The 6,687-nt window shown below is 71.1% G+C and carries 6 protein-coding genes; 5 read left to right on the top strand and 1 reads right to left on the bottom strand.

Features of this window, described 5'->3' with window-relative positions; translation table 11 throughout:
* Positions 1 to 199 precede the first annotated feature (199 nt).
* A complete protein-coding gene (locus tag AOK17_RS36085) occupies positions 200 to 1,105 on the bottom strand; it encodes a MurR/RpiR family transcriptional regulator (protein WP_055616824.1) in 906 nt (301 codons plus the stop codon).
* 121 nt (positions 1,106 to 1,226) lie between these two features.
* On the opposite strand from AOK17_RS36085, the gene AOK17_RS36080 reads away from it, so the two are divergent.
* The 5 genes from AOK17_RS36080 to AOK17_RS36060 form a co-directional block, all read left to right on the top strand.
* Positions 1,227 to 2,408: a C45 family autoproteolytic acyltransferase/hydrolase gene (locus AOK17_RS36080; protein WP_055616823.1), complete on the top strand. Its 1,182-nt coding sequence runs from the start codon at positions 1,227 to 1,229 to the stop codon at positions 2,406 to 2,408.
* Positions 2,405 to 4,063 (top strand): ABC transporter substrate-binding protein, encoded by a 1,659-nt coding sequence (locus tag AOK17_RS36075; protein WP_055616822.1) that lies wholly within the window; start codon positions 2,405 to 2,407, stop codon positions 4,061 to 4,063. The genes AOK17_RS36080 and AOK17_RS36075 overlap by 4 nt, the downstream gene beginning before the upstream one ends.
* 32 nt (positions 4,064 to 4,095) lie before the next feature.
* On the top strand, positions 4,096 to 5,046 hold the full coding sequence (locus AOK17_RS36070; RefSeq protein WP_055616821.1) for an ABC transporter permease: 951 nt from the start codon (positions 4,096 to 4,098) through the stop codon (positions 5,044 to 5,046).
* A gap of 43 nt (positions 5,047 to 5,089) precedes the next feature.
* Positions 5,090 to 5,941 carry an ABC transporter permease gene (locus tag AOK17_RS36065; RefSeq protein ID WP_055616820.1) on the top strand — a complete coding sequence of 284 codons (852 nt, stop codon included), beginning with the start codon at positions 5,090 to 5,092 and terminating at the stop codon, positions 5,939 to 5,941.
* A 4-nt stretch (positions 5,942 to 5,945) separates the two neighbouring features.
* The coding region (locus AOK17_RS36060; protein WP_055616819.1) for an ABC transporter ATP-binding protein at positions 5,946 to 6,687 on the top strand (742 nt) is incomplete at its 3' end.

The following is a 6,687-nucleotide window of genomic DNA, read 5'->3' as shown; positions in this document are numbered from 1 at the left end:
AAACGCCGGAGGGGCTGAAGATTTCGCGGCCCGGGCTGAAGACTTCGAGGGCTGGGCCGAACTTCTATAGCCCAGTCCAGGCCCACTCAGCCCGTCCGGCGTTTGAGGACGAGGCCGTTCAGGCCGACAGCGGGGGTCTGGGGGCGGCAGCCCCCAGGGACGGGACGGGTAAGGGCGGCGGGGGCGAAAAAGGGCGTCCCTACTTCCGCTTCGGCTTCAGCAACTGCTCCCGCAAAGCCGTAAGTTGATGAGAAGTCTCCACCGCCCGCGTCTCGTCGAGAGCCGTGAGCGCGAGGAGGAGCGCGTCGGCGACGACGATCGCGGTGAGGGCCTCCGCCGTTATGCCCGTCGGGGTGTGCGGCGCGGTGAGGACGGCGTCCACACTCGGGCCGTACAGCTCGGCGAGTTCGTCGGTGACGAGGATGACCCGGGCGCCCACGGACCGCGCCCGCTCGGTGATGACCGTCAGCTCGGCCAGCGCACGCCCCGGCTGGAAGATGACCACCGCGTCACCCTGACGCAGCCGAAGCAGCGGATCGGCGAGCGCGAAGCCCGTCTCGCCGAGGTGGCGGGCCCGGAACCCGATGCGCCCGAGCGCCAACGCAAGGTGCCGCGCGGCCAGTTCGGAGGCGGCGACGCCGTAACAGTGGATCTCGCCGGACTCCGCCGCCTCGGCGAGTATGCCGACCGCGTCCCGCAACGCGTCGCCGGGCGTGAGCCGCCGCGCGTGCTCGATCCGCTCCTGGGCCTCGTCGAAGACCTCGCCCCAGATGGAGTCCAGGTCCCGGCCCACATGGGCGATGCGCTGCTGGAGACGGACCTCGGGCGCCACCGACGAGGTGAAGTCGGAGGCCAGCTCCCGCTTGAGCGCGGGCAGCCCCGCGTAGTCGAGGCGCTGAAGGGTGCGTACGACGCTGGCGTTGCTCGTGCCGCTCGCGCTGCCCAGCTCCTGGGCGGACGCGAACAGCAGAGACTCCACGGGCGCGCTGACCAGGTGCTGCGCCACGGCCCGCTCGGAGGCGGACAGCGAATCCCACTTCTCGCGCACGGTCGCGCGCAGCCGGGCGAGACCCTCGCCGCCGCCCGACTCCTCTGAAATATTCATTACGGGTATTGACTCCGGTGTGATTGCCGTTACTCTCCTGGGCAACGCATTCCAAAAGGAGAGTATCTCGTAACCAACGTTACAGGACGGTTGCGCAGAGCTCTCCACCGCGAGGAGAAGAATGGCACCCCGCACCCTCCCCATCATCGAGATCTCCGGCAACCCCCTGGACCGGGGCCGCCAGTACGGCGAAGCCGTCCGCCCCCGGCTGCACACCGCACTCGCCTACTACGAGGAGGCGTTCGGGCACTCGTCGGGCCTCACCTGGCAGCAGGTGACCGCACGAGCCGCCCGCTGGCTGGACCCCGTACGCGACTACGCCCCCGACCTCGTCGAGGAGATGCGGGGGATCGCCGACGGCGCGGGCGTGGACCTGCTCGACGTCCTCGCCCTCAACGCCCGCGGCGAGGTCATCTACGACCGGTCCTTCGCCAGGATGGCCGAAGGGCGACAGGAGCTGGATACACCCGCCGAGGTGGCCGTCGAGGAACGCTCCGAGGGCTGCACCTCCTTCGCCGCCTACGGAGAGGCCAGCGGCGACGGCCGGGTCTGGGCGGGCCAGAACTGGGACTGGCGGGCCGGTGTCTCCGACACGGTCGTCATGCTCCGCGTCGTCCAGCCGCCCAAGCCCACCCTGATCATGCAGGTCGAGGCGGGCCAGATCGGCCGCCAGGGCGCCAACTCGGCGGGGATCGCGCTCAACGCGAACGGCCTGGGCGGACGGTTCGACGACGCGGTGGGCCTGCCGCAGACCGTCGTACGACGCCGGGTCCTGGACCAGCACACCATCACCGACGCCCTCGAAGTGCTGTGCCGCACACGCGCGCACATCGCCAGCAACGCCCTGCTGACCTGCCGCGAGGGGTACGCCATCGACCTGGAGACCACCCCGGCCGGGCACGGCTGGATGCATCCGACCGACGGGCTCCTCGTGCACGGCAACCACTACCAGGCGGGCGTCCCCGCCGCCCTCGCCGCAGGCTACCGGCCCCTGTCGTCGGACTCCCTGGTCCGGGTGCCGCGCGCCGAACAGGGCCTGCGTGTCCTGCGCGGTTCCACCGGCCCCGACGAGAGCCGCAAGCTGATCAAGCAGGCCATGTCGGACCACCTCGGCCTCCCCGAGTCGCTGTGCACCCACCCCGACAGCCGCATGCCCGCGGTCCAGCACTGGAAGACGCTCGTCTCCTCCTGTGTCGACCTGACCGGCGGCGACTACCACGTGACCGCGGGCACGCCCTGCGACCGCGACTACCAGCACCTGCCCTGGAACCTGTACGACGGCCCTTACGGAGATGCCCGGTGACGACCCACAGCGACAGAAGGCGGGCCGCCACCGCGGTCCTCGCCGCAGCGACCCTCCTCACCGTCGGCGCCTGCAGCGGCGCCGACACCACGAGCGGCACCGGCGGCGCGTCCGCCGACGCCGCCAAGCTGGAGCTCAGCCCCACCACTCCGGCCGCCAAGGGCACGCTCGCCAGGGCCGACTGGCTCCTGGAGGACGAGCCCGACTCGCTCGACCTCGACACCCAGGGCACCAGCGCCGGCCGCGTCGTCCTCACCAACGTCTGCGAGCGGCTCTACCAGCTCCAGCCCGACATGACGACCAAGCCCTTCCTCGCCTCGTCGGCGAAGACCTCCACCGACGGCAGGACCCTCACCCTCACCGTCCGCTCCGGCGTCACGTTCCACGACGGCTCGAAGCTCACGGCCGACGACGTCCTGTGGTCCCTGAAGCGGCACGCCGACCCGGACATGGAACAGTCCGACGAGTTCGGCAACGTCTCCTCGATGAAGAAGACGGGCGCCGACCGGATCACGATCGGTTTCAAGGCCCCCGACGCCCTCTTCACCAAGGCCCTCGCCGGAGACGCCGGAATCGTCTGGAACAAGGAGCAGGTGGAGAAGGCCGGCCAGGACTTCGGCACCCCCGGCCAGGCCGACGCCTGCTCCGGACCGTACGCGCTGAAGAACTGGAAGTCCGGCGACTCGATCACCATCGCCGCGTACGACGACTACTGGGGCAAGCGGCCGATGACCCGCGAGGTCGTCTTCCGCTGGGCCGCCGACAGCGCGCTCGTGAACGCGCTCAAGACGGGTGCGGCGGACGGCGCGTACGCCGAATCGCCCAACACGGCAGCCGCCCTCCTCAAGGACAAGGACATCGCCCAGCACTACGGGCCGTCCACCGCCTCCCTCGTCCTCATCCCGACCGCCCGCGGCGGCCTCAAGGACGAGCGGATCCGCCGCGCTCTCTCCCTCTCCCTCGACCGCAAGGGCATCGCCGACTCCGGGTACGGCGGCCTCGTCGAACCCTGGGCCACCCCGGTCGGCTCCGGCGCCTGGGGCTACGAGAAGGCCGAATTCCAGGCCGCACAGAAGCAGTTGGGGTCGCTGGCCCCCGCGTCACCCACCGCCGACGACCTCGCCGAGGCCAAGAAGCTGGTGAAGGAGGCGGGCACGCCCGGCGCGCCCCTCGTCATCGGCACCGACGCCAGCCAGGGCCGGACCGTCACCGCCAACGCCGTACGCGCCGCCCTCCAGCGCATCGGGCTCAAGGCGCAGATCAAGACCGTACCGACGTCCCAGTTCGAGGAGTTCTACAGCGACCCGCAGGCCCGCGACGAGATCGACCTGCTGGTGGGCGACTGGTACATCTCCAAGGCCGACCCCATGGGCTTCTACGACAACGGCCTGTCCGACTCCTCCAACAACTGGGTCGGCTTCAAGGACGCCACGTACGACAAGAACGTGAAGAAGGCGCTCGCCACCCTCGACGACGCCGAACGCGCCTCGCTCGCCGTCGACGTACAGCGGCGCTTCGCGGACGCGGCGGTCTGGATCCCGATCGCCCAGATCCCCACGATCCTGCTCCTGAACGCGAAGTTGACCGGCCCGACCGCCTCACAGGCCTACCTCTACTACCCGTGGGCAGCCGAACTCGGCTCCAAGCAGGGCTAGTTCGCCAAGCAAGGCCAGTTGGAGAAACTCTCATGCTCGCTCGAATATCCCGGCGGCTGGCCGGCCTGCTGGCCACCCTGTTCGCCGCTTCCTTCGTCATCTTCGCCGCCGTGTACGCGGCGCCCGGCGACCCCGCCGTGTTCCTCGCGGGCGGGCGCGACAAGCTCACCCCCGAACGGCTCGCCTCGGTCCGCGCGCAGTACCACCTCGACGAGCCGCTCGTCGTCCAGTACGGGCGCTGGCTGTGGGACTGCGTCCACCTCGACCTCGGCCGCTCCTTCCAGTACAGCGACCAGGTCGGCGACCTGGTCTCCGCCCGCCTGCCGACCACGCTGCAACTCGTCGCGTACGCCACCGTGCTCTTCGTCGTCCTCGGCGTCGGCGCCGGAATCCTGGCCGCCGTACGCCGCTCGACCTGGGTGGACTCGGCGGTCGTCGGCGGCACGACCCTCGCCGCCTCCGTGCCGTCCTTCGTCGCCGCGATCGCACTCGTCTCGCTCTTCGGCGTACAACTGGGCTGGTTCCCGGTGACCGGCAGCGGTACGGGAATCGCGGGCACCCTGCACCATCTGACGCTGCCCGCCCTGTCGTTGGCGCTCGGCGCGCTCGCGATCATCAGCCGCGTCACGCGCCAGGCCATGGCGGACGCCGCCGCCTCCGACCACGTGGAGGCGGCCCGCGCCTCCGGCGTCCCGGAGCGCGACATCATCCGCCGCCATGTCCTGCGCAACGCGCTCGGCCCCATCGTCACCATGTGCGGCCTGGTCATGGCGGGCATGCTCGCCGGCACGGTCGTCGTCGAGACGGCCTTCGGGCTCAGCGGCATCGGCTCGCTCCTCGTCGGCTCGATCAACGCGCACGACTTCCCGGTGGCACAGGCGGTCCTGCTGCTCATGGTCACCGGATACGTCGTGGTGACGACCGCCGTCGACCTCGTCCACCCGCTGCTGGACCCACGCGTCAAGGAGGTGCGCCCCGCATGACGACCACGACGACCCCAGCCCGGCCGAAGGAGGCGTGCGCCGCATGACCACCCTCGCCCTGCGGCCCGTGGCGACCGGACGCAAAGGACACCGCCGTCCCCTCGGCGTCCTGATCGCCGCAGCCGTCCTCGCCCTGGTCGTTCTCGCGGCGGCCCTCGCCCCGCTGATCGCGCCCTACGCGCCCGACGCCATCGACCTCTCCGCGTCCCTCGCGGGCACCAGCGCCGACCACCTCCTCGGCACCGACTCCTCCGGCCAGGACCTGCTCTCCCGCGTGCTCCACGGAGCCCGTACGAGCCTGATCGCACCGCTTCTGCTCCTCGCGGTCGCCGCCGTGCTCGGAGTCGCCCTCGGCGTGCTCTCGGCCTGGCACGGCGGCTGGATCGACGCCCTCGTCTCCCGGATCACCGACGTGATGTACGCCTTCCCGGGCCTGCTCTTCACCGTCCTGATCATCGCCGTCTTCGGCACCGGAACCACGACCTCCGTGCTCGCCCTCGGGCTGGCCTTCACCCCGACCGTCGCCCGGTACACCCGCTCGCTCGCCCTCTCCGAGGTCCGTAAGCCGTACGTCGACGCCTACCGCGTCCAGGGCATGGGCGGCACCCGCATCTGCGCCCTGCACCTGGTGCCCAACCTGGGCCGCTCGGTCCTCGGCTACCTCGTCGTCCTCTTCGGCGAGGCCGTGATGTCCCTGGCGACCCTCTCCTACCTGGGCTTCGGCGCCCAGCCACCCTCCTCCGACTGGGGATTGATGGTCCAGGAGGGCCAGTCCGCCGTCGTGCAGGGCGCCCTGCTGCCCGCCCTCGTGCCCGGCACGGCCATCGCCCTGGTCGTCGTGTCCGTCAATGTGGCCGGCGTCTGGGCCGCCGACCGCCTAGGAAGTCAGGACTGAGCCCATGCTCCTCTCGCTCGAAGACCTCACGGTCCAAGTCCCCGGCACGGCCCGCCCCTTGCTCGACTCCGTCACCCTGACCGTCGCCGAGGGTGAAGTCGTCGGCCTGGTCGGCGAGTCGGGCTCCGGAAAGTCGACCACCGCCAAGGCGGCCCTTGGCCTGCTGCCCACGGGCGCCGACTTCAGCGGCTCGGTCCGCGTCGACGGCACGGACGTACTGGGCCTGCGCGGCGAAGCCCTGCGCGCCCACCGCGCCGACACCGTCGCGATGATCCACCAGGACCCGCGCGCCACCCTCAACCCGGTCCGCCGCATAGGCGACTTCCTCGTCGAACGCGGCGCCACCAAGGAGCGGGCCGTCCAACTCCTCGCCGCCGTCGGCCTGTCCGACCCCGAGCAGCGGGTCCGCCAGCGCCCCCACGAACTCTCCGGCGGCATGCTCCAGCGCGTCGTCATCGCCGGAGCCCTGGCCGCCCGCCCCCGCCTCCTGCTCGCCGACGAGGCCACCAGTGCCCTCGACGTCACCACCCAGGCCGAGATCCTCGCCCAGCTCCGCACGGCCCGCGAGGAACAGGGCGCGGGCCTGCTCTTCATCACTCACGACCTGCACCTGGCGGCGGCGTACTGCGACCGCGTGTACGTCATGTACGCCGGCCGAGTGGTCGAGGAACGTTCAGCCCGAGCCCTCTTCACGACCCCGGCCCACCCCTACACCCAAGGCCTCCTCACCTGCACCCCAACCCCTG

The organism is Streptomyces phaeochromogenes, from assembly GCF_001418655.1.
GTDB classification, from domain to species: Bacteria; Actinomycetota; Actinomycetes; order Streptomycetales; family Streptomycetaceae; genus Streptomyces; species Streptomyces phaeochromogenes.
Note: the sequence above shows the minus strand (reverse complement) of the source record. Positions and strands in the feature narration are given on the sequence as shown.